This is a genomic window from Roseateles toxinivorans, from assembly GCF_004362525.1.
Taxonomy (GTDB): domain Bacteria; phylum Pseudomonadota; class Gammaproteobacteria; order Burkholderiales; family Burkholderiaceae_C; genus Paucibacter; species Paucibacter toxinivorans.
Map to the genome: position 1 here is coordinate 577,666 of NZ_SNXS01000003.1, position 20,548 is coordinate 598,213.

Here is a 20,548-nt window from a genome sequence, read left to right on the forward strand (position 1 = left end):
GGGCTCAGATGCTGTGGGTTGATGGGCGCGGCCACCAGATCAGTGCCTGGGTTCCCCGCGCGTCGTCGCAGGGCTGCAGGCGCAGGGTGCCGCCATGACGCTCGGCAATCGTCCTGGCGATGGCCAGGCCGAGGCCGGCGCCGTTGCTGCCGCGGCCCTTGAGGAAGCGCGTGCCGATGCGGGCCTGGATCTCGTCCGGGATGCCGGGTCCGTTGTCGCGCACGGACAGGCTGAAGCCCAGGCTGTCGGCGGCCGCTTCCAGCGTGACCTCGCCACGCGCGGGGCTGTAGCTAATGGCGTTGTGGGTCAGGTTGCTGAGCGCCTCGCGCAGCAGGGCCGGGTCGCCCTGGGCGATGCAGGGGCTGCGCAGCACGTTGACGCCAAAGTCGAGTTCCTTGGCACGGGCCTGAGGCAGCAGCTTCAGCGCGACATCGCGCACCAGGCCTTCGAGATCGACGGTCTCGTTCTGCAGCGCCGCGGTATCGCTGCGCGCCATGGCCAGCAGCTGGTTGGTGCTGCGCACGGCATCGTCCAATTGCTCCGACAGGGCGAGCAAGGCGTCACGCACCTTTTCCGGGTCGGCCTCGCGCAGGCTGTAGTCGATCTGGGCGCGCAGCGTGGTCAAGGGTGTGCGCAGCTGGTGAGAGGCGTCGTCCAGAAAGGCGCGCTCGCGGCCCAGCACCTCCTGCGTCCGGGCCATCTGCTGGTTGACGGCCTCGACCAGCGGCAGGATGTCGGCCGGCAGATCCTCGGTCTGCAGCGGCCGCAGATCGGACACATTGCGGCTCTTGACCTGGGCCGCCAGGCGGGACAGCGGGCGCATCGCCAGGGCCATCAGCGCGGCCAGGGTCAGGCCGATCACGGCGATCAGCGAGCCATCCCTGAGCGCGGCGCGCCAGATGAAGCTGCGCATGAACTGCCGACGGCTCTCGACGTTCTCGGCCACCTGGATGACCAGCTCGCGCGAGCCGCCGGTGCTGAGCGGCTTGTCGAGCCGTCTGACGTAGGTGCCGACGCGGACCAGCTCACCGAAGTAGTCGGCGTCGTAGAACACCGGAACACCGGCGGTCGGAGGCGCCGGGGGCTTGGGCAGATCGGGGCTGCCGATCTCGACCAGGCCATCGGCACTGGCCACGCGGAAGAACACATTGCCGCCGGCCGTCAGCTGGAAGATCTCGAACAGTCGATAGGGCAGCTCCACGGCCAGACCGCCCGAGGCGGTCGAGACATTCAGATCGAGCGAGCGTATGGCGCCCAGCAGCGAGCGGTCATAGGCCGCATTGGCGGCTTCGAGCGCGTCGGTTCGCGTGAGCCACAGTTCGACGGCAATGATGCCGACCATGCCCGGAAGGAGCAGGGCCAGCACCTTGGCCTTAAGCGTCAGGCGACGCGTCTTCTTCCAGAACATAGCCCAGGCCTCGATAGGTGGCGATATGCACGCCGGTGTGTTCCAGTCGTTTGCGCAGCCGGTGCACCAGCACGTCGACCGCCGTGGGCAGCACGTCGTCGTCGTCGGAGAACACCCGGTCGATGATGTGCTGCTTGGACATGGGCTCGCCGCTGCGCTGCAGCAAGGTCTTCAGCAGGGCCTGCTCTCGCGGCGACAGCAGCAGGGGCTCGCGGCCCAGCGTGAACTGGCGCGTCACCGTGTCGAACACCAGCGGGCCGCAGGCCAGCCGGGGATGCTCCGCGCCGCGGGCTCGGCGCACCAGGGCCGTCAGCCTGGCCTCCAGTTCGGCCAGGGCAAACGGCTTGGCGAGAAAGTCGTCGGCGCCTTCATTCAGCGAGCTGACGCGCTCCGACAGCGAGTCACGGGCGGTCAGTATCAGGATGGGCAGCCGGTGGTCCTTGGCCCTCAGGCTTTGCAGCACCTGATGCCCCGACCGACCTGGCAGCCCCAGATCGAGCACCAGGGCGTCGTAGTCGTGGTCCTCCAAGGCCCGCTCGGCGAGGCCTCCGTGGTCGACCCAGTCGACGCGAAAGCCCGATTGCTCGAGCGCCTTCACCAGCCACGTCGCCAGCTTGTGTTCGTCTTCTGCCAACAATATGCGCATGGTCTGGGTGAAGCACGGGGGCTCGGATGGCCCCCATCCGTCGGGCCTGTCAGTCGGCGGCGCATTCCAGGTTGCCGGCTCGGGGATTGGGCCCCTGCACGCCCGGTCCAGGGCCGTCGGCGGGCAGACCCCAGTCGGCCTTCATGGCGGCATTGTCCACTTTCTTGATGCCGCTCTTGTCATAGGTCCAGGCATCGAAATAGTTGGTCGGGAAGACCTGGGGCACGCCGCTGGCCTGCAGAAAGGCCTTGAGCTTGGGCTGATCGTCCAGCGAGTAGGGGTAGTGCATGCCATAGGTGAGCTTGAAGTTGCTCTGGGTGTTGGCGCGCGAGTTCAGGTGGTGGGGCATGAAGGTCTTCACGTCGAAGGCTGGTATGACGGTGCGGGCCTGGTTCACCATGCGTGACTCGGGGCCGCCCTGCCAGATGTCGAGCGAGCTCAGCTTGGCTTCCTTCATCGCGACGTTCAGATTGCTCAGCGGCGAGCCATAGGTCTTGCCATCGGCAATGCGAGGGATGGTCAGATCGACGCCGCCGGCGCCGCTGTCGGAGACGTAAAGGTTGAGCACCTTGTCCTTGTCGTTCGACTGCGCGGTCACCAGGAAGCCGAAGGTTTCGGGGCCGCCGGTGCCGTTGCTCAGCTCGTCGCAATCAACGCTGTGCACCCAGCGCACGACGCGGACGGTCGAGAAGTCGTCGAGCTTGATGGCCTCGCCGCCCAGCAGAGCCGTGCACTGCGCCGCCGGTACGCCTGCCGCGACGAGCTTGGTGCAGACGGTCTTCGGTGCGTAAACCTGCTTGCCGGTCTGCTTCGCCCATTCGGGCACCTGTACCGAGTGATCGCCGTGGTCATGGCCTATCAATATCACGTCCACCGTGCCCGTGCGCTTCAGCGAGGCCAGCGCCTTGGTCACCGAGGCGGCATTGGGCGTGGAGCCCGAGTTGACCGTCTCGCCGTCGAGCAGGATGCCCACCTTGCCGACCTGGTAGTGCCAGTTGGTGATGCCGAACCAGGTCATGCGGATGGCCTGTGGCGCGTCCTTGAGCGGATCGGGGGCGATGACCTCGTCGTCGCCGCCGCCGCAGGCGGCAACGCCCACAGCGACCGCTGCAACTGCGGTCAGTGCCCATCCCAATTGCCAGGGGGTCTTCTTCGTCATCGTTGTCTCCGTCGGATTTGTACCGGCATGTGTGGCGAGCCGGTGAACGCGACGGCAACAGTAGGTGCCGGTCCATTTCAGAATCCTTTCACTCGGATGCATCCAGGTTGAAAGCGGCTTGAAAGGTTGTCGCAGGCAGGATGGTCATCGGTTGGCAAACAAACACGACAGCAATGGAGACATCGATGATGAAGAACTTGATCACGCGACGGCAGGCCCTGGCGGGTGCCGCCGGCATCGGACTTGCCGGCATGGCCCCGCTGCGCGCCGTCGCGCAAGGCGCGGTCTGGCCTGCTAAGGCGATCCGTTTCGTCGTGCCGTTCGCGCCGGGCGGCAGCTCGGAGATCGTTGCCCGCGCCACCGCGGTGGAGATGGCCAAGATCCTCGGGCAGAGCGTTTACGTGGACAACAAGCCGGGTGCGGCCGGCAATGTGGCGATGGGCGAGGTGGCTCGCGCCGATGACCAGCACACGGTGATACTTGGGCACATCGGCACGCTGGCCGTGAACCCCTTCATCTTCGACAAGCTGCCCTACGACGCCAAGGCCTTCCGGCCGATCTCGCTGCTGTCCAAGGTGCCAAGCCTCTATGTCGTGCGTCCCGACCTGCCGGTGAAGAATCTGAAGGAGTTCATCGCGCTGGCCAAGTCCAAGCCCGGCCAGCTGAACTACGGCTCGGCCGGCAACGGCAGCGCCGGACACCTGGCCTTCGAGTATCTGAAGATGGCCAGCAATATCTTCGTGCTGCATGTGCCCTACCGTGGCACTGGCCCGCAGCTGACCGACCTGATGGGGGGCCGGCTCGATGGCGCCGCCGTAGGCGCACCGGCGGTGCTGCAATTCATCAAGACGGGCAAGCTGCGCTGCATCGCCACCGGCACCGCCCAGCGGCTGCCGCAGCTGCCGGACGTGCCGACCGTGGCCGAGCAGGGCTTCCCGGGCTTCGAGATGACCCAGTGGTACGGCCTGCTGGCGCCCAGCTCACTGCCGCAGCCCCATGCCGACAAGCTGGCACTGGCGGCAGCGCGGGCCATCAAGGAACCGGTGTCAGCCAAGCTATTGGAGAGCGAAGCGGCGCTGGCCGTGGGCAGCACCCCGGCGGAGTTCGCCCGCTTCATCGAGCTGGAGCAGCAGCGCTGGAAGCCGGTGATTGCACGCGCCAAGATCAAGCCGGATTGATCGGGCACAGGCGTCACCGCACCGCGCGAAGCACCTGCGGGGCTGGTCAGCACCAATACCGTGCAGCGCCCCGTGTTTGTGCTGCATGCACCACCATCCAGCAAATCGGGCACGTTTGTGCGCAGCACGCGCGGAGCCCGCCAATGCCTAGGGATATGTCGGGCTGATCGTGCACCGATCAGGCCCACACTGAGCCCTTTTGCACGGGGTCAGCAGATGAGCAAGGTTTGGCGCAGGGGCCTGCCCTTCACGGCCGAGGTGGCGCCGTTTGTGCGGCATATGCCGTTGGTGGAGGAACACCGCGAGGGCCTGGTGCGCCTGCAGGGGGCCTGGGACAGCCTGGCCCTGCTGGGCCAGATGAGTGGCGCGGCTACCGACATGGCGCATACCCGCAGCGCTTTCCAGGCACTGACCGGCAGCCTGCTGGACAGCCTGGCCCGCCGGCAGCTCGACAACGCCGTGCAGCGACTGCAGGGCAAGGCCCAGGTGGCGATCGACATCCTGGTGCGAAATCTGTTCGAGCGCACGGCCGATGTCGGCTTTCTGGCCGCCGATGCGCCGTTGCGTGCGCTGGTGGCAGGTGCCGATCTGGCCGCCGATGCAAGGCCTGCGCTCGAGGCCCGCTTTCGGGCCTATGTGGCCAAGTACTCGGTCTATGACGACATCGTTGTGCTCTCGCCGCAGGGCCTGGTGCTGGCGCGGCTGGACCGCAGCGTTGCGCTTACCCACAGCGCCGATCCCTTGATTGCCGAGGCGCTGCGCCCCGGCACACCCTTTGTCGAGCGCTTCGGCACCACCGAGCTGCTGGGCGGCCGCGCGGGGCTGATCTATGCCAGTGCGGTGCGTGCCGCCGATGGCACGGCCGGTGTGCTGTGCCTGAGCTTCCGTCTGGTCGATGAGATGGCCGGCGTGTTCCGTCAGTTGCTGGCGCCGGCGGATCGCACGGTGATCGTGCTGCTCGACGCCGAGTTCCGCGTGCTGGTCAGCTCGGACCCGTGGCAGTTGCCGCCCGGCGCCCAGTTGCCGCCCGCCCGGCAGCACCGCCTGGTGTTCGCTGGCCGCGACTATCTCGCCGTGGCCGCGCCGGCCAGTGGCTACGAGGGCTATCGCGGGCCGGGCTGGTCGGCGCTGGCGCTGCTGCCGGTCGAACAGGCCTTCGTCGATGACGAGGCGGCACCGGCCGGCCCCGATCACGGCTTCGAACAACTGGCCGCCAGCGTCGACACCCGAGAGCTGTTCGACGCCGAGCTGCGCGGCATTCCGCTGGAGGCGCGGCGCATTCAGCGCGATCTGTCGCGATCGCTGTGGAACGGCAAGCTGCGCAGCCGGCTGAACCGCAGCGGGGCAGGTGGCACCGATTTCGCGGTGACCCTGCTCAACGAGGTCGAGCGCACCGGTCAGCAGCTGCGCCAGGTGTTCGAGCAGGCGATCGGCAATCTGCACCATTCGGCGTTGGCGGCCGTGTTCGATGCAGCCCAGTTCCATGCCCGCCTGGCGATAGACATCATGGACCGCAATCTCTACGAGCGTGCCAACGACTGCCGCTGGTGGGCGCTGGACGGCGAGCTGCAGCAGGCGCTGGCCGGCGGCTCCGCCGAGGCCGCCAGCGCGCGGCTGCGCCACATCAACAGCCTCTACACCGTGTATGCGCTGCTGCTGGTGTTCGACGCCCAGGGTCGCATCGTGGCCGTGTCGGATCCGGCCCATGCGCATCGCGTCGGCGAGCGTCTGGAGCAGCCCTGGGTGACCGAGACCCTGGCGCTGCGTGACCGCGAGCGCTTCGTCGTCTCGCCGCACCAGGCCTGCGGGCTCTACGGCGAGTCGGGCGAGACACCGACCTATGTCTATGCTGCTGCGCTGCCGGCTCCCGATGACGAGACACGTGTGCTCGGCGGCGTGGCCATTGTCTTCGACGGCGCGCCGCAGTTCGCGGCCATGTTGCGCGATGCCTTGCCGCAGGAGGGGCAGGGCAGCGCCCTGCTGCTCAGCCGCGACGGGCGGGTGGTCGCGTCCAGCGATGCCCGCTGGGCGGCCGGCGCCGTGGGGCCGCTGGCGCCGGCACTGCTCGATCTGGGTGCCGGGGATACGCAGCGCTGCGAGCTGACGCTGGATGGCGTGGTGCACGCGGTGGGCATTGCGATGTCCGGCGGCTACCGCGAGTACCGGCAGGGTGTTGCGCGCTCGGATCGTGATGTCGCCGCGGTGATGCTGGTGCCATTGGGCCGGCGTCTCATCGTGGCCGCCACCGCGCCGCTGGCCTTTGTTCCGCCGCCCTTGCCGCCTTCGACCGAGGGAACCCTGGACATCGCCAGCTTCATGGTCGACGGCCAATGGCTGGGACTGCCGGCCGAGCAGACGCTGGAGGCGCTGGAGCGCCCGCGCATCACCGGCATGCCCAACACCCCGGCGGCGCTGATCGGCATGCTGAGCCACCACGAGCAGATGCTGCCGGTACTGGACCTGGGCCTGCTGCGTGGTGGCCGGCCCAGTGCCGATGCCGACGCGCCGGTGCTGGTCTGCCAGGACGGGCGCGGGCAGCGCCTGGCGCTTCGGGTGCAGGAGCTGGGGCCGGTGTTCAGTATTGCCCCGGCTGCGGCGCAGCCCAGTCCGGCACTCGGCGGCTTGGTCGCGGCAGGTCGCGAGCGCCTGGTGCGAGGTGGCGGCGATGCGGCGGCGATGCTGACGCTGATCGATATCGACGAGTTGCGGCGGCGACTGAGCGCGGGCGCCGGTGAGGCCCTGGACCTGATCGGCGCGTGATCGGCGCACGAGTGGCACTTGATCGCGGTTCAGACGTCTTCCAGCTTCCAGTTCAGCTTCAGGTTCAGCGTGCCCTGCACTTCGCCCTGGCCCTTGCTCGTCACCGGCAGGCTGATGCTGGCGCTGCCCTTGCGCGGCGCCTGGCGCGTGCGCTCGGCCAGCCAGTTGCCGACGCTGGTAATGGCCTGGATATCGCCCTCGTGGGCCTCGGTGCGGCCCCGCTCGATGCGGGTGTGGCGGCCCGAAGTCTCGGGCACGAACAGGCCGGCGTCGGTCATGAAGGTGTTGGTCTTCGTGTCCAGTACGAGGCTGTGGTTCAGGCACAGCAGGCGCAGCGCGTCGGGCTTCAGGCCGCCGTCAGCCTTGCTGGTCGAGCGCCAGGGCACCGGGCCCTGCACATCGGCGTACTGGCCCTCGGCCTGGTCATTGACCACCTCGTGGAACTGCGCGCCGCAGCCATCGAAGCCGTGGAAGCTGAGGTAACGCGGCTCCAGCGGGGTGTCCAAGGTGTCGGGCAGGGGCGCGGCATTGCCGCCAGCGGGCAGCACGCGCACGGTGGACAGCTCCATCGCCCCGCGCATCAGGCAGTCCTTGTTCTCGCCGCAGCTGGTCTTGATCTGCTGGGCACGCTCGGCCATCTGCTGCATCGTCATTGCCTGCGGCGCCTGGCGCCCCTGGGCCTTGGCCACGCGGGCCTGCACCTGCGCTGCGCGATCCATCATCTGCTGAGCGTATTGCGGGTCCTTGGTGTTGAACTCCTGCAACTGGCCGTCGGAACGCAGATAGGTCACCAGCTTGTACTGGCGCTGCGTGCGGCTCCTGGACGAATCGCCGGCATGCTGCCAGGCGCTTTGACCCTCGACGCTGAGCTCCACCGTCAGCCGCACACGCTTCTCGGCCGTGGGCGTCGCGCCGCTGTTCTGCGCCAGACCCCATAGACACACGAGCACCAGCAGCGGCAGCAGAACCGGCCAGGGCAGCAGCTGCGCAGCCTGCTCGGGGTGGGCATCGTCGGGTGTTTCGGTGTTCATGGCTGACCTCGTTGGAGTGGCACGAAGTCTGCCGATCAGGGGTCTGCGGGGCATCGCCCGAAAGAGCCAGCCGGGCAGGGCGTGGGCGTCAAGGAGAGCCATGGGCGCGGCGGTTGGATGCGCTGCTGTTCCATCGCTCAGCAGGCCAGGCGACGTCGAAAAATTTGACACTTCGTCTGACCCAACAGGCCCCATTTGATAAAACCATACAAAAAACAACAACTTGCCGTGGCTGGCACGGGTTTTGCGGATTGATGGCCGTCAAGGTGACCCATCAATTCTTGCCCGTCGGAGGCCTCATGAAGCTCCTGCCCTTTCGCGTTTTTCCACTCGCATCGGTTCTGTTGGCCTCCTTTGTGGGCTTGGCCTCCGCGGCCCCGATCAGCCTGACCGGTCAGATACTCGGTGACCCGCGTACCGGCAACTTCCATGACCTGTTCATCGACGTGACGATCACCGGCGATACCACCTCCAACCAGGTCAGCTGGAAGGTCGACATCAACACCCCCAATCATCCAAATGCCAAGCTGGACGAGTTCTATTTCAATATGATCGGATTGGGCTCGGACTACAGCTTCTCCGGTTTCAATCCGACAGGATGGGATATCAATAGCCCGGCAAGCTCTCAGGGCGGGGGCAATATGAACCTTGAGTTCCTGTTCGAGGCCTTGGATCCTTCCGGGCAGCCGCACGCGGACGACGTGACCAACACGCAGGATCTCACCTTCACCATGACCAAGGCCTCGGGGAATTTTCTGGCCAGTGATTTCCTGAACGCCTTTTCCTCGTGCAGCAGCGACTCGGAAATGCCCTGTGGGCAGATGGGCGCCCATCTGCAGTCCTTGCAACAGGGGCAGAGCGGATTCCTGGTCGGGAACTACGCTGTCAGCAGCAGTGGTGGCACGCCCGGCAGCGGCGGTGCTCCAAGCAGTGGCGGGCAGGTGCCCGAGCCCAATTCCAGTTCCCTGGTGCTGCTGGCCATGGGCCTGCTTGGAGCCAGTTTCTGGGCTCGCCGCGGTGCCGCCGCGAAGCTCTGATCGCCTGACCGTGGCCCGCAGCCAGAAGAACCCCGCGCAGCGGGGTTTTTTTTCGAATCGATGGTCTGCCGCGGCGTCTTGAGCGATGTTGACCGAGCACGCCATCAGCGGGCGCTCCGAGCTGCGATGGCGCCTGTGCAATCTTGCTGCGTCGCTGACCACGATTGCGCTGGCCTGCTCGGCCTATGCCCTGATGCCCTACAACCAGAAGCAGCTCTCGACACGATTTTCCGGGGCCGGGCTGTCGTTCAGCGGGCTGGAGTTTCTGGTGCTGGCGGCACTGGCCTACGCGGTCACGGTGGCCGTATGGCACTTGAGTGAAAGCCAACCCGGCTGCGCCAAGTCCTTGCGATGCTGGTATGTGCTGGCGGCATTTGCGCAGGCGCCCCGGCGCACTTTCGACGCGGGCCTGGCACCAGCGGACCGGCTGGCCTTGCTGGCCACCTTGCTCAAGTGTTTCTTCGGACCGCTGATGGGCATGTCGCTGATGCTCTTCTGCGTGAATGCCTGGGTGAATGGAGCGCAATTGATGGCAGGGTTTGCGGGCGCCGACAACTGGCGCGACGGCCTGCTCCTGTTCAACCGTCACGGCTACTGGTTTGCACTACAGCTGCTGCTGTTTGTCGATGTGCTGGCCTTCACGCTGGGCTATCTGGTCGAGTTGCCGCGCCTGGGCAATGCGATCAGGTCGGTTGACCCGACCTGGCTGGGCTGGGGAGCGGCTCTGCTGTGCTATCCGCCGTTCAACAGCCTGACCAATGCCCTGCTGGGTTCGCAGCTGAGCGAGTTCCCGCAGTTCGCAAACCCGACCGTCCACCTGCTGATGAACCTGCTGCTGTTGGCGGCGATGGCCGGCTACGCGGCGAGTTCGCTGGCCTTGGGGCTGAAGGCCAGCAACCTGACGCACCGGGGCATCGTGGCGCGGGGCCCCTATGCCTTGGTGCGCCACCCGGCCTATGTTTGCAAGAACCTGGCCTGGCTGATCGGTTCGCTGCCGGCGCTGTTCACGGCCTTCGGTCAGTCGCCATTGACCGGCCTGCAGGCACTCGGGTCGGTGCTGGGCTGGGCGGCGCTCTACCTGCTGCGTGCATTGACCGAGGAAGACCATCTGCGCCGCGTCGACGGCGACTATGCCGCCTACGCGGCGCGGGTGCGCTACCGCTTCATTCCGGGTCTGGTGTAGCGGCCGGTGACTGGCTACTTGGTCACAGAGATCGACTGGGTCGCGGTGTTGCTCGCGGCGTCCTTGGCCACGGCCTTGATGGTGTGGGCGCCGGCCGCTGCCTTGCGGATGTTCCAGTTGTAGCTGAGACTGCCGCCGCTGCCGCTGGCTACCTGCGCGCCGTCGATGTACAGGGTCTGGGAGATGCCCGCTGCGCCGCTGTTGTCGGTGGCGTTTACAGTGACCGACACCGTGTTGCCGCTGAGCTTGGCGCCGTTCGTCGGGTTGCTCAGATTGAGCACAGGCGGTGTGACGTCGGCGACGATGGCGACGCCGTTGGCCACATTGACGGCGATGGTGGCCGAGCCTGCCGAGTTGCCCGCTGCATCGAAGGCCTGGGCGACCAGATTCACCATGCCATTGGGCACCGTGGTCGAGTCCCAGCTGAAGCCGTAGGGCGCGCTGCTGTCGGTGGCCACGGTGCTGCCATTGACGCGAAGTTCGACCCGCGCCACGCCGACGTTGTCGGTGGCGCTGGCGTTTACCGCCACCCAGGCGCTGACCGTGGCGCCGCCTGACGGCGAGGTGATGCTGGCACTCGGTGCCTGGGTGTCGGCGGGCGGCGAGGCCGCCAGGCTGGCCTGCACGGCCGCTGCCGCGTTGACACGGCCGTGGCCGTAGTAGGGGTCGCGGCCCGCCGTGCCCAGGTCGGTGGCCGAGGCATAGAGCAAGCCCTCCTGCTGGAGGTTGCTCAGTGTCGGTTTGGCCGACAGCATTTGGGCCACTACGCCGGCCACCACGGGGCTTGCGAGCGAGGTGCCCCACCAGGCCTGGTAGCCGCCGCCCTTGGTGGTGGTCCAGATGTCCTGGCCTGGGGCCGCCAGGGTCACGAAGCCGCCGTAGCTGGACCAGCTGGTGCGCAGATCGTTCTGGCCCGTGGCCGAGACCACGATCATCGTGCTGGTCGGCGTCAGGTTCTCGTCGATGCCGTTGTTGCCGGCGGCAACCACGACCAGACCGCCCTTGTTCTTCATGTATTGGGCGGCGTTCTGCACCGCCAGGCTGCTGGCCACGCCGTTGAAGCTGATATTGGCCACCTTCGCGCCCTGGTCGGCCGCCCAGGTCAAGCCCTGGGCCACCGTGCTCCAGTAGGCATAGCCGCTGGGGTCGGAGATGCGCACCGGCATGATGCGCGCAAGCCCGGCGACCCCGGCCACACCAACGGCGTTGTTGCTCGACGCGGCGGCCGCGCCGGCCACCGCTGTGCCATGGCCCACCGGGTCGGAGGCGTCGGCATTGTTGTCATAGAAGTTCCAGCCGGCCACCATTCGAGCCGTGAGATCGGGGTGTGTGCCGTCGACGCCGGTGTCGAGCACGGCAATCGTCGTGCCGTTGCCCTGCGAGCCGTCCCAGGCCGCAGCAGCGCCGATCTTGCTCAGATGCCACTGGCTGCCCAGATAGGGATCGTTGGTGACCAGGGCTGGGGCGATGCGACGGTCCAGCTCCGCAAACTTCAGCTGGGGATGCTTGGCCAGCAAGGTGGAGACTGCGGTCTCCGACGCCTGGGCCGGTAGATCGACGATGAAGATATCGCTCCTGCCGAGCCTGCGCCCCTTGCCGCCATGCGGGCCCAGGATTCTGGCCAGTTCCTTCTCGGACAGGCCCGCCCGGGTCATCACCAGGATGCGGCCCTTGGCGAAGCTGTCCTGCGCCGGGCCGGCGCCGGGCGGGTGCTGGGCCATCTCGGTCAAGGCCTCGGCCAGATTGGCCGGCAGCGGGCGGGTGACGCGGCTGACGTGGCGACCCTCGGTCGGTACCAGCACGCAGTAGTCGGCCTCGCAATAGACCATGCCCAGTGCCATCTGCTGCTCCGACCACTGCGCGAGCGAGACCTTGGCGCACAGCGTCTTGGCGAAGTGCACATCGCGCAGCTCGGGGCTGTATTTGTGTGCGCCATGAATGCCTCGGCGGTCGATGCGCACCAGTTCGTCATAGCGGTGCGTCTGCAGCCGCAGCTTCAGCGCCTCGCGCACCGGGCCGGGTATGTCGGCGTAATGGTTCAGAGCCGCGACCACATCGCCGGTGTAGGCGCTTTGAGGGCGGGTGTCCCAGGGGCATTCGGGAAGGCTGGCAACGGAAGCCGCGAGAGCGAGCGTGGCGAGAACAGACATGAAAAACCTCGTACGTAGCTGGCCGCACGGCCAAGTCAATCAAGGCATCGCCATGCCATGCGGCGGTCGATGCGGTGCGGGCCATACCGGATACGAGATCCCTACTCGGCTTCTCGGACAGACAGGGGCAGTCTAGGCTCGCGCTTGCGGGCTGCCAAGCCTCGGAGGGCATTGGTTTGAGTAGTAGTGCGCGGCGCGCGGGTGAGCCGATGTAAACGCGCCGGAGGCTTGTAACAGACCTCCGGCGCCACTTGCCATTGACGATCAGCGGAAGCTGTAGCTCACGCTGGCATAGACGCTGCGGCCACGCGGGTCGGTGTAGGTCGGGTCATAGCCGGCCAGGAAGTAGTAGGCCTGGTTGGAGAACGGCGGCGCGGTGTTCAAGAGATTCAGAACGCCGGCCCTCACCTTGAGCTGCTTGTTGACGTTCCAGCTGCCGGTCAGATCCCACAGCGAGTAGGCCTTGACCTTGCGTGTGGGCAGCAGCGTGTTGGCGACCGGGTCGTAGGTCGTGTTCTGGTCGGTGTAGCCCGAGGAGAACTGATTCGCCAGCGTCAGGCCGAAGGGGCCCTGGTCCCAGCCGAAGCTGATGCGGTGGCGCCACTTCTGTATCACCTGATCGTTCAGGAACACACCCAGATTGCTGCGATAGCCCTCCAGCGGGCCGAACTGGCGGTCGTACTTCAGCACCAGGGTGCCGGTCATGCCGGCGCTGAAGCGGCCCACTGGGGTGGCAGCGCCCTTGTAGTCGAAGCCCAGGTCCAGGCCCGAGGTCTTCAGCCGGCCCTGGTTCTCCTTTTGCAGGATGATGTTGGTGATGAAGCCGTCACCGTCGCGCTGAATGTACTTGCCGTTGTACTTGTCCGGGCTGTCGACGATGATCTGCTCGCCCAGGGTCGAGATCACGTCCTTCTTGGTGATGTTCCAGTAGTCGACGCTGAAGCTCAGGTCCTTGCCGGCCTCGAACACCAGGCCCAGCGAGAACTGCGCCGACTTCTCCGGCTTCAGGTTCGGGTTCGAGCGTCGCTCCACCGGCCATTGGTCGGTACAGCCGTCGATCGTGTCCAGGCCGTCCTTGACGCATTGCGGGTCGGTCAGGAAGCTCGACGCGCTGCCGTAGGTGGTGGGGCGCTTCAGGTCGGCCAGTGACGGTGCGCGAAAGCCGGTGCCGGCCGAGGCGCGCAGCAGCAGATTCTTCTCGGGCTGCCAGCGCAGTCCGATCTTCGGGTTGGTGGTCGAGCCGACCTCGCTGTAGTGGTCATGGCGCAGCGCCAGTTGCAGCTCCAGCTGCCTGGTAATCGGCGCGTTCAGCTCGGCGAACACCGAGCCGACGGTGCGGCTGTCATCGGTGGCCTTCAGATCGGTGGTCGAGCCGGCGGCCAGGCCCGAGTCGCGGTCGCCGGCGATATTGTTCGACAGCAGCAGCGCCGAGGGCGTGAAGGTGGTGTTCTCGCGGCGCAGCTCTGCGCCCAGCGCGAGGGCCAGGTCACCGCCCGCCAGCGCCATCAGCGCCTTGGAGATCTTGCCGTCGATGGCGGTGGACACGCCCTTGGACTTGCGCGCCTCGTCATTGACCTTGATGCTGTTGATCAGATCCAGCCCGGCCTGGCTGGACGGGCCGAACGGATTGATCGTGCCGGCGCGCACGCCCGCATCGAACTTGTCGAACAGCACATAGCCGTCGACGTACTTGTCCACCGCCTTGTTCTGCGCGCGGCTCAGGCCGAGGTCGTAGTCCCAGCCGGCGACCATGCCGCTGGCGCCCAGCACCAGGCGCTGCGCCGTGCTGGTGACCTCATTGGTGCGGTTGCCCGCCTCGGTCATGCGGTAGCGGATGCCGCTGAAGGTGGACGTCGGCGACTGGCCGGCGGCCAACAATGCCTTGCGGTACTTCTCGGGCAACAGGGTGATGGCCAGGTTGCGGATGCGCTGCGGATTGGGGCTCAGCACATAGCGGCTCTCGGCCTCGGACTGCACCAGCTCGGCGAACACCTGATGGTCATTGCCGGCCTGCAGGGTCGCGCGGCCGATGAAGCCGATCTTGCTGGCCTCGGGGTAGATCTCGGTGTCCTGTATATAGTCGTAGCTGCAGGCCAGCGGGCCGCCCGGACCCTGCGGCGCATACACGGTGGCCGGGCCGCTGCAGGTCGGCGAGCTGGGGTTGAGGCGGGTGCGCGTCGTGCCAGCGGGCAGCACACCGGCGGCGATCAGCGCATTGCGCTGGCTGCCGGAGATGTCGATATTGGCCGGGTAGGTGTTGCTGGACATCAGGGCCGGCAGATTGCTGGCCAGTGGCCTGTCCTTGATGAAGTCGCGCTGGCTGGAGCGCAGCGCGTCGAGCTGCTGCACATCGAGCACGCCGAACACATTGAAGCGGTCGCGGTTCAGATCACCGAAGCCGCCGCTGATGCTGGCCGTCTTCTTGCCTGCGCCGCCTTCCTGCGTGGCGGCGATGGAGGCGCTGAGGTCCACGCCCTGGTAGTCCTTGCGGGTGATGAAGTTGATCACGCCGCCGATCGCATCGGTGCCGTAGATGGCCGAGGCGCCGTCCTTGAGGATCTCGACGCGCTGGATCGCGCCGGCCGGGATGTTGTTCAGGTCCACACCGGCGTTGTCGCCGGGCGAGGCGAAGTTGGCCAGGCGGCGGCCGTTCAGCAGCACCAGCGTGCTGGAGACGCCGATGCCGCGCAGGTTGGCGCCGTTGAAGCCGCGCTGGCCCGAAGTGCCGTCGGTGATGCTGGCGCCGTCGGACAGCGGCGCCGTGTTGGCGCTGATGTTCTTCAGCAGCTCGGCGGCGGTGGTGACGCCGCTCTTGTCGATGTCTTCGCGCTTGATGACCTGCACCGGCAGCGCGGTCTCGCCGTCAATGCGCTTGATGCTGGAGCCGGTGATCTCCACGCGCTCGAGCCTGGTCGAGTCGGTCTGTGCGCTGGCGGCCTGAACGGCCAGCAGGGCGATGGCCAGGGCGCAGGGTTGCAGCACGAATCTGGTGCGCTGTGATCGGTTTGTGGTGGGGCTGGTCATGAAGGGCCTCGGGTTGAGTCGTCGGAGAAAATGCATCACACATTTCTTCGGACTCAGGCTACCCAGAGGCCCCTGGCTTGGCACGAGGGTTGAGCCCCCGCAGACGCAAAGCTGTAAATTGAAGTCGCAAGCCTGAAAAGTGGCTGTTGCGCGCCCGGCTCAGATCACCAGCGGCTGCAGCTCATCGACGGCGGCTTCCAGCACCGGCCCGCCATCGACGATGCTCAGTTGGCCCCGTGCCCGCAACCCGGCCCGGTGGAGCAACGAGGCCAGTGTGGTGCAGGAGGCGCTCGCCCGACCCAAAGCGGCCTGCGCCGTCTCGGGCAGAAAGCTGCTGTACAGCGGATGCTTGGGCAGCAGGCGGCCGATATGGCTGCGCAGCGTCGGCGGGAAGAAGGCATCGTCGGGCGGCAGCCGGCCGCTGTAGAAGTGCCGACCCAGGCCTTGCCAGAACGGCGAGGCCAGGTCGCCGTCGCCCTGGCCGGCCAGCTCGCAGATCAGTGTGGCGCCGAAGCGCTGTGGCTGGGCCAGCACCTCGTTCAGCTGGGCCTGCAGCAGCAGGGCCATCGCCTCGGGCGGCGCATCGGCAGCCAGCAAGGGCAGACGCAGCTCGGCCGCGCCAGTCAGGTCATTGCCCAGCACCAGAGTGCCGGCCCGCTTGAACATGCCCATCTCGGCCGAGGCATGGACGACCTGGCCGCTGCGGAAGCTGTAGCGCAGCAGCTCCAGGCCGGTGCTGGCGATCAGGCCGGCGGCGCCCAGCAGCTGATCGCCGCGCAACAGCACGAAGACCCGCATCTCCGCCGTGGGGGTGGCGCAGGCAAAGGCGCGTTTCGAGCCGGCCAGCAGGGCTTGGACCTGGTGTTCGTTGCAGCCGCCATGCAGGGCCATGAAGGCGGCCGCATCCTGCGGCGCGATGGGGCGAACCAGCAGCGCGCTCATGACGGGCTCCCTTCCGGGTGCAGCGGCACCACGCGCACCTCGTCGCCGACCGAGAGCTCCAGCAGCTCCAGCAGTTCCAGCGGCAGGGCCAGGTCCTGCTCATCGCCCCCCGGCAGGCTGAGCCTGGCCAGGGTGGCGCGAAAGGCCTGCGTCTGCGTGTTGGCGATCAGGCAGGGCTGACCATTCGTGTTCTCGTCTGAGCCGCGGCTGACGCGCAGCCGCCGGTTGTGGCGCAGGCTGCGCAGCTGGGCCAGTGGTGCCTCCACCGTGGGCCCGGCGTCGAACAGGTCGACATAGGTGTCGGCCTCGAAGCCCTCGTCGAGCAGGATCTTGAACGGCAGCTCGGCGCTCTCGTGCAGCTGGCCTATGGCCAGCTGGGCGTCGGGTGGCAGCAGCGGCACATAGATCGGATACTGCGGCATCAGTTCGGCGATGAAGCTCTTGCTGCGCCCGCCGGCCAGGCGCTCGGCCTGCGGGTAGTCGATGCCGAAGAAGCGCTGGCCCACAGCGGCCCAGAAAGGCGAGTGCCCCGCCGCGTCGCAGGGCCCGGGCGACTCGGCGGCCAGCCGGGTGGCAAAGCGCTGCGGATGCTCGGCCATGAACAGCAGCCGCGCCCGCGACAGCAACTGCGGCCAGGGGCCGGCCTCCAGCGCCGGGTCGATGTAGAACGAGGTCAAGAGCGAGGCACCGGTCAGGTCATGGCACAGATGCAGCGTATGGATCTTGTTGGCCACGCCCAGCTCGGCCGAAGCATGGACGATCAGCTCGTTGCGGTAGCTGTAGAAGCGGTCGCCGAAGCCGGCCGAGGCGGCAATGCCGCTGGTGCCCATCAGCTGGCCGGTCTGCAAGTCTTCCAGCACGAAGAAGTAGATTTCCTCGCCGCTGACATCGACCTCGGCGCCGAAGGCGTGCGATGACATGCGCAGCTTGTCGTACAGGCGCTCGCGGTCGGGCGGCAGCGAGCCGATGCCGATGGCACTGGCCGCGGCAATGCGCTCGATCTGCGGCAGATCGCTGAGACGTCCGGCACGGAACAGCAGGCGCTCGGGTGTTGGCGCGTTCATGGTGTGTGCTCTCCTGGGTCCTGGGGTCGCTTCGCCGCATTCACGCGCTGGCTGCGCTGTTCGCGCGGCGTGATGCCGAAGTGCGCCCGGTAGTTGTTCGAAAAATGCGGGCCCGAGGAAAAGCCGCAGCTCAGGCCCACTTGCAGAATCGACTGGCTGGTCTGCTGCAGCAGCTGGCGTGCGCGGTTCAGGCGCAGCTCCTGGTAGTAGCGCGAGGGCAGGCTGTCCAGGTACTGCTTGAACAGCCGCTCCAGCTGGCGGCGCGACACGCCGACCAGGCGGGCAATGTCCTCCGTGGCCAGGGGCTCCTGCACATTGGCCTCCATCAGCGCCACCGCCTCGGTCAGCTTGGGCTGGCCGCCGCCGATGCGTGCCGTCAGAGGCACGCGCTGTGCCTCACCCGGGCCGCGCGGCCGTTCCAGGCCCAGGCGGCCCTGCACCTGCTGGGCAAGCTCGGGACCGTGGCTTTGCGCGATCAGGTGCAGGAACATGTCGAAGGCGGCCAGGCCACCGGCGCAGGTCAGGCGTTTGCGGTCGGCCTCGAACACATTGGACGAGACCACGACATCGGGGAAGACCTCGGCCAGCAGCGGCGCATAGGCCCAATGCAAGGTCGCACGATGGCCGGCCAGCAGTCCGGCGCGGGCCAGCAGCCAGGCGCCGGTGCCAACGCCGCCGAGCAGCGCGCCACTGGCGGCCTGCTGCTGCAGCAGCGGCAGCACCGCCTCGAATCCGCTTTGAGGCACCGGGGTGTCGCAGACGACGAAAAGACCGTCCAGCGTCGGCAGGTGGGGCAGGGCCAAGTCAACGTTCAGGCTGCTGCCATTGCCCGCGCGCACGGGTCTGCCATCGACCGAGCAGAGCAGCACGTCGTACAGCGTTGCGACGCTGCCGGCCGACTGACTCTCGCGCTGGGCGGTGTTGGCCTGGGCCAGCGCGTCCAGCGCGCCGCCCACGGCCATCAGCGAGCAGCCGGGCAGCAGCAGAAAGGCGTGGCGTTCGGCGGGGCGCGCGGGCATGGAGCGCATTCTGGCAAGAAACCGGCGCGCCTACTTCAGATTGCCGGACAGGAACTTCTGCAGCCGCTCGCTCTTCGGGTGTTTCAGCAGGTCGCCCGGGTGGCCCTGCTCCTCGATCAAGCCCTTGTGCAGGAACACGACGTGGTTCGACACCTCGCGGGCGAAGCCCATCTCGTGGGTGACAACAATCATCGTGCGGCCCTCGGCGGCCAGGTCACGCATCACCTTCAGCACCTCGCCGACCAGCTCAGGGTCGAGTGCCGAGGTCGGCTCGTCGAACAGCATCACCTCGGGGTCCATCGCCAGTGCCCGGGCAATGGCCACGCGCTGCTGCTCCCCGCCCGACAGCTGCGAGGGATAGACCTTGGCGCGGTGCGCCACGCCGACGCGCTCCAGCAGCTCATGGGCCCTGGCCAGCGCCCGCGCCTTGCTCTGGCCCAGCACCTGGACCGGCGCCTCGATGATGTTCTCCAGCACCGTCATGTGGGCCCATAGATTGAAGTGCTGGAACACCATCGCCAGGCGGGCGCGCATGCGCTGCAGCTGCTTGCCGTCGGCCGCCATCAGGCCGCCGCACTTGGCGGCCTTAAGCGCCAGCTCTTCGCCGCGCAGCAGGATGCGGCCCGCGTGCGGTTGCTCCAGCAGGTTGATGCAGCGCAGCAGCGTGCTCTTGCCCGAGCCGCTGGAGCCGATGATGCTGATCACGTCGCCGGCGCGGGCGTCCAGGCTCACGCCCTTGAGCACCTCGTTGGCGCCATAGCGTTTGTGCAGGCCTTGGACCTGCAGGGTCAGGGTGCTCATGGTCTGTTCTCAATCACTCGATAGCTTGCCGCTGCGCAGCGGCGTCTGGCCGGCCACCTTGCACAGGCTGCGGCCGGCGGTGGCATAGCGCAGGGTTTCGCGGGCGAACAGCAGGCCGCTGGTCCGGGCGCGCAGCTCGCGGACCTCGCCGCTGAGCGCGTCGGTGACATCGGCCAGGCAATCGCCCACTGCGATGGCGTCGCCCGGCTGGCGGTGGTAGCTGACGACGCCGCTGATCGGGCTGGACAGCACCTCCACCGCATTCAGCGCCGTGGCTGGACGGAGCAACGGTGGCAGGGCCAGGTCTTGTCCATCCAATTGCAGCAGGCCGCGGTGCTGCAGATAGGCCAGCAGCGCGTGGGCATCGGTGGCCGCCTGGCCTTGCGCCACATCCAGCGCGCCGCGCAGTTCGACGGTCACGCTGGTGCAGGCCAGCGGCACCGGATAGCGGCCCTCGAAGTGCGACTGCAGCTGCCACCAGGTCTGCGAGCAGGCCTCATCGAAGGGGTTGTCGCCCGAGGCGGTGGCCAGCAGGCTGGCCTGGGCACCCAGCAGGCGGGCCAGCGGCTCGACCGCCGGCCACAGCGGCGTGCCGGTGTACAGATGCAGCACCGCCTCGCAGTCGCAATGCAGGTCCAGCACCACGTCGGCGTCGCAGGCCAGTGTCATCAGTGCCCTGCGCAGGCTCGCCAGCTCGGTGGGCGCGGGCAGGGCCTGCAGGTGCTCGCGCATGACGGCGCGAATCGCCTGCACATTGGTCGGGCCATCGTCGCCCAACCGCCCTTCCAGCAGGGGCAGCAGGGGCTCGAACAGGGCGGGATAGTGCCGGTTGAAGTTCTCGCCGCTGGCCAGATCGAAGCGGCCCACTGGTGTGCGCAGCAGGGTCTGTGCCAGGCCGATCGGATTGGCGACCGGCACGATGACGATCTCGGCGCGCAGCCGGCCGGCCTCCTCCAGTTGCTTCAGCCGCTGGCGCAGATGGTGGGCCACCAGCATGCCGGGCAGCTCGTCGGCATGCAGGGAGGCCTGAATATAGGCCTTGCGACCGCTGTCCGTCGGGCCGTAGTGAAAGCTCGTCAGCAGGTGCTGCTGACCCAGGCTGCCGCCGGCCAGGGGGTGGTTTTTTGTATGCATCGGTCAGGAGGG

General features: G+C 67.4%; 15 protein-coding genes. 4 read left to right on the top strand and 11 right to left on the bottom strand.

Annotation, left to right across the window (positions count from 1 at the left end):
- Positions 1-4: 4 nt before the first annotated feature.
- Genes DES47_RS13985 through DES47_RS13995 form a run of 3 tightly spaced genes read right to left on the bottom strand, consistent with a single transcriptional unit; the run spans position 5 to position 3,213 of the window.
- Entirely contained in the window at positions 5-1,408 is a 1,404-nt protein-coding gene (locus tag DES47_RS13985; RefSeq protein WP_133701321.1) for a sensor histidine kinase, read from the bottom strand.
- The gene (locus DES47_RS13990; RefSeq protein WP_133701322.1) at positions 1,374-2,054 is read right to left on the bottom strand and encodes a response regulator; all 681 of its coding nucleotides are present in this window, start codon (positions 2,052-2,054) and stop codon (positions 1,374-1,376) included. Before DES47_RS13990 ends, DES47_RS13985 begins: the two co-directional genes overlap by 35 nt.
- A 49-nt stretch (positions 2,055-2,103) precedes the next feature.
- Positions 2,104-3,213: an MBL fold metallo-hydrolase gene (locus DES47_RS13995; RefSeq protein WP_243748298.1), complete on the bottom strand. Its 1,110-nt coding sequence runs from the start codon at positions 3,211-3,213 to the stop codon at positions 2,104-2,106.
- A 188-nt stretch (positions 3,214-3,401) separates the two neighbouring features.
- Here DES47_RS13995 and DES47_RS14000 point away from each other — a divergent pair, with 188 nt between their 5' ends.
- Positions 3,402-4,391, top strand: a complete 990-nt coding sequence (locus DES47_RS14000; protein ID WP_208115022.1) for a Bug family tripartite tricarboxylate transporter substrate binding protein — start codon at positions 3,402-3,404, stop codon at positions 4,389-4,391.
- 216 nt (positions 4,392-4,607) lie between these two features.
- Positions 4,608-7,151, top strand: a complete 2,544-nt coding sequence (locus DES47_RS14005) for a chemotaxis protein CheW (protein WP_133701324.1) — start codon at positions 4,608-4,610, stop codon at positions 7,149-7,151.
- Positions 7,152-7,180: 29 nt separating this feature from the next.
- On the opposite strand, the gene DES47_RS14010 is transcribed toward DES47_RS14005, so the two are convergent.
- Complete coding sequence (locus DES47_RS14010; protein WP_133701325.1) at positions 7,181-8,182, bottom strand: hypothetical protein; 1,002 nt, start codon at positions 8,180-8,182, stop codon at positions 7,181-7,183.
- A gap of 113 nt (positions 8,183-8,295) precedes the next feature.
- On the opposite strand from DES47_RS14010, the gene DES47_RS14015 reads away from it, so the two are divergent.
- Positions 8,296-9,219, top strand: coding sequence for a PEP-CTERM sorting domain-containing protein (locus DES47_RS14015; RefSeq protein WP_133701326.1), 924 nt, complete (start codon positions 8,296-8,298; stop codon positions 9,217-9,219).
- 85 nt (positions 9,220-9,304) lie between these two features.
- Complete coding sequence (locus DES47_RS14020) at positions 9,305-10,402, top strand: methyltransferase family protein (protein WP_133701327.1); 1,098 nt, start codon at positions 9,305-9,307, stop codon at positions 10,400-10,402.
- 14 nt (positions 10,403-10,416) lie between these two features.
- Here DES47_RS14020 and DES47_RS14025 read toward each other — a convergent pair whose 3' ends face one another.
- From DES47_RS14025 to DES47_RS14055, 7 genes are all read right to left on the bottom strand, one after another.
- Positions 10,417-12,552, bottom strand: coding sequence for an MHFG family PEP-CTERM protein (locus DES47_RS14025; protein ID WP_208114997.1), 2,136 nt, complete (start codon positions 12,550-12,552; stop codon positions 10,417-10,419).
- 264 nt (positions 12,553-12,816) lie between these two features.
- A complete protein-coding gene (locus DES47_RS14030) occupies positions 12,817-15,576 on the bottom strand; it encodes a TonB-dependent receptor (RefSeq protein ID WP_133701328.1) in 2,760 nt (919 codons plus the stop codon).
- Positions 15,577-15,735: 159 nt separating this feature from the next.
- Positions 15,736-16,518: an arginine N-succinyltransferase gene (locus DES47_RS14035; protein ID WP_133701329.1), complete on the bottom strand. Its 783-nt coding sequence runs from the start codon at positions 16,516-16,518 to the stop codon at positions 15,736-15,738.
- Positions 16,515-17,582: an arginine N-succinyltransferase gene (locus tag DES47_RS14040; protein WP_133701330.1), complete on the bottom strand. Its 1,068-nt coding sequence runs from the start codon at positions 17,580-17,582 to the stop codon at positions 16,515-16,517. Before DES47_RS14040 ends, DES47_RS14035 begins: the two co-directional genes overlap by 4 nt.
- Complete coding sequence (locus tag DES47_RS14045) at positions 17,579-18,601, bottom strand: GlxA family transcriptional regulator (protein WP_208114998.1); 1,023 nt, start codon at positions 18,599-18,601, stop codon at positions 17,579-17,581. Before DES47_RS14045 ends, DES47_RS14040 begins: the two co-directional genes overlap by 4 nt.
- A 30-nt stretch (positions 18,602-18,631) precedes the next feature.
- A complete protein-coding gene (locus tag DES47_RS14050) occupies positions 18,632-19,402 on the bottom strand; it encodes an ABC transporter ATP-binding protein (RefSeq protein ID WP_133701332.1) in 771 nt (256 codons plus the stop codon).
- Positions 19,403-19,411: 9 nt separating this feature from the next.
- Complete coding sequence (locus tag DES47_RS14055; RefSeq protein ID WP_133701333.1) at positions 19,412-20,536, bottom strand: succinylglutamate desuccinylase/aspartoacylase family protein; 1,125 nt, start codon at positions 20,534-20,536, stop codon at positions 19,412-19,414.
- Between the last annotated feature and the right edge of the window lie 12 nt (positions 20,537-20,548).

Excerpts from the sequence above, each read along its gene's own strand:
- DES47_RS13985 (WP_133701321.1), bottom strand. The coding sequence starts at position 1,408 with ATGTTCTGGAAGAAGACGCGTCGCCTGACGCTTAAGGCCAAGGTGCTG.
- DES47_RS13990 (WP_133701322.1), bottom strand. The coding sequence starts at position 2,054 with ATGCGCATATTGTTGGCAGAAGACGAACACAAGCTGGCGACGTGGCTG.
- DES47_RS13995 (WP_243748298.1), bottom strand. The coding sequence starts at position 3,213 with ATGACGAAGAAGACCCCCTGGCAATTGGGATGGGCACTGACCGCAGTT.
- DES47_RS14000 (WP_208115022.1), top strand. The coding sequence starts at position 3,402 with ATGAAGAACTTGATCACGCGACGGCAGGCCCTGGCGGGTGCCGCCGGC.
- DES47_RS14005 (WP_133701324.1), top strand. The coding sequence starts at position 4,608 with ATGAGCAAGGTTTGGCGCAGGGGCCTGCCCTTCACGGCCGAGGTGGCG.
- DES47_RS14010 (WP_133701325.1), bottom strand. The coding sequence starts at position 8,182 with ATGAACACCGAAACACCCGACGATGCCCACCCCGAGCAGGCTGCGCAG.
- DES47_RS14020 (WP_133701327.1), top strand. The coding sequence starts at position 9,305 with ATGTTGACCGAGCACGCCATCAGCGGGCGCTCCGAGCTGCGATGGCGC.
- DES47_RS14025 (WP_208114997.1), bottom strand. The coding sequence starts at position 12,552 with ATGTCTGTTCTCGCCACGCTCGCTCTCGCGGCTTCCGTTGCCAGCCTT.
- DES47_RS14030 (WP_133701328.1), bottom strand. The coding sequence starts at position 15,576 with ATGACCAGCCCCACCACAAACCGATCACAGCGCACCAGATTCGTGCTG.
- DES47_RS14035 (WP_133701329.1), bottom strand. The coding sequence starts at position 16,518 with ATGAGCGCGCTGCTGGTTCGCCCCATCGCGCCGCAGGATGCGGCCGCC.
- DES47_RS14040 (WP_133701330.1), bottom strand. The coding sequence starts at position 17,582 with ATGAACGCGCCAACACCCGAGCGCCTGCTGTTCCGTGCCGGACGTCTC.
- DES47_RS14045 (WP_208114998.1), bottom strand. The coding sequence starts at position 18,601 with ATGCCCGCGCGCCCCGCCGAACGCCACGCCTTTCTGCTGCTGCCCGGC.
- DES47_RS14050 (WP_133701332.1), bottom strand. The coding sequence starts at position 19,402 with ATGAGCACCCTGACCCTGCAGGTCCAAGGCCTGCACAAACGCTATGGC.
- DES47_RS14055 (WP_133701333.1), bottom strand. The coding sequence starts at position 20,536 with ATGCATACAAAAAACCACCCCCTGGCCGGCGGCAGCCTGGGTCAGCAG.